Origin of the sequence: Sulfitobacter sp. PR48 (assembly GCF_028807335.1) — a bacterium.
Lineage (GTDB): Bacteria > Pseudomonadota > Alphaproteobacteria > Rhodobacterales > Rhodobacteraceae > Sulfitobacter.
The window spans coordinates 1-1,988 of record NZ_JARAMM010000058.1 but is presented as its reverse complement, the minus strand read 5'-3'; the positions used below and the strand labels follow the sequence as shown (position 1 = coordinate 1,988).

The 1,988-nt window shown below is 48.7% G+C and carries 1 tRNA gene and 1 rRNA gene; both read left to right on the top strand.

The window, feature by feature from the left end:
- Positions 1-250: 250 nt before the first annotated feature.
- Positions 251-1,788 (top strand): 16S ribosomal RNA (locus tag PVW51_RS24170).
- A 61-nt stretch (positions 1,789-1,849) separates the two neighbouring features.
- Positions 1,850-1,926: transfer RNA gene (locus PVW51_RS24165), tRNA-Ile, on the top strand.
- Positions 1,927-1,988 lie beyond the last annotated feature (62 nt).

The following is a 1,988-nucleotide window of genomic DNA, read 5'->3' as shown; positions in this document are numbered from 1 at the left end:
TAAAAATAATTAACAAAACCAGTTGACTTCTTCTTGAAAGAGAGTAGTATAGCCGACCTAGCTTGCTGATGACGAATCAGCAAGAAGATCATTAAGAGATTATGAAGAACAACTTGTGTGGATTTTTACTGATTGATCGATCGAAAATATTTCATTGATTGAAGGTAAAAATTACTCGAAGTTTATTTGAGAAATATTTGTCAGAAAATTGATGAGCCAAGATTTGTAGCCATAAGCTACTAATGATTTTTAACTGAAGAGTTTGATCATGGCTCAGATTGAACGCTGGCGGCAGGCTTAACACATGCAAGTCGAGCGGGGAGAGGTAGCTTGCTACATTACCTAGCGGCGGACGGGTGAGTAATGCTTAGGAATCTGCCTATTAGTGGGGGACAACATTCCGAAAGGAATGCTAATACCGCATACGCCCTACGGGGGAAAGCAGGGGATCTTCGGACCTTGCGCTAATAGATGAGCCTAAGTCAGATTAGCTAGTTGGTGGGGTAAAGGCCTACCAAGGCGACGATCTGTAGCGGGTCTGAGAGGATGATCCGCCACACTGGGACTGAGACACGGCCCAGACTCCTACGGGAGGCAGCAGTGGGGAATATTGGACAATGGGCGGAAGCCTGATCCAGCCATGCCGCGTGTGTGAAGAAGGCCTTTTGGTTGTAAAGCACTTTAAGCGAGGAGGAGGCTACTTGGATTAATACTCTAGGATAGTGGACGTTACTCGCAGAATAAGCACCGGCTAACTCTGTGCCAGCAGCCGCGGTAATACAGAGGGTGCGAGCGTTAATCGGATTTACTGGGCGTAAAGCGTGCGTAGGCGGCTTCTTAAGTCGGATGTGAAATCCCTGAGCTTAACTTAGGAATTGCATTCGATACTGGGAAGCTAGAGTATGGGAGAGGATGGTAGAATTCCAGGTGTAGCGGTGAAATGCGTAGAGATCTGGAGGAATACCGATGGCGAAGGCAGCCATCTGGCCTAATACTGACGCTGAGGTACGAAAGCATGGGGAGCAAACAGGATTAGATACCCTGGTAGTCCATGCCGTAAACGATGTCTACTAGCCGTTGGGGCCTTTGAGGCTTTAGTGGCGCAGCTAACGCGATAAGTAGACCGCCTGGGGAGTACGGTCGCAAGACTAAAACTCAAATGAATTGACGGGGGCCCGCACAAGCGGTGGAGCATGTGGTTTAATTCGATGCAACGCGAAGAACCTTACCTGGTCTTGACATAGTAAGAACTTTCCAGAGATGGATTGGTGCCTTCGGGAACTTACATACAGGTGCTGCATGGCTGTCGTCAGCTCGTGTCGTGAGATGTTGGGTTAAGTCCCGCAACGAGCGCAACCCTTTTCCTTATTTGCCAGCGGGTTAAGCCGGGAACTTTAAGGATACTGCCAGTGACAAACTGGAGGAAGGCGGGGACGACGTCAAGTCATCATGGCCCTTACGACCAGGGCTACACACGTGCTACAATGGTCGGTACAAAGGGTTGCTACCTAGCGATAGGATGCTAATCTCAAAAAGCCGATCGTAGTCCGGATTGGAGTCTGCAACTCGACTCCATGAAGTCGGAATCGCTAGTAATCGCGGATCAGAATGCCGCGGTGAATACGTTCCCGGGCCTTGTACACACCGCCCGTCACACCATGGGAATTTGTTGCACCAGAAGTAGGTAGTCTAACCGCAAGGAGGACGCTTACCACGGTGTGGCCGATGACTGGGGTGAAGTCGTAACAAGGTAGCCGTAGGGGAACCTGCGGCTGGATCACCTCCTTAACGAAAGATTGACGATTGGTAAGAATCCACAACAAGTTGTTCTTCATGACGATGTATCTGAGGGTCTGTAGCTCAGTTGGTTAGAGCACACGCTTGATAAGCGTGGGGTCACAAGTTCAAGTCTTGTCAGACCCACCAAATCTGACTAACAAGCATTGTTAAATGCTGAATACAGAAAAACAGAAACATTGACTTATTGA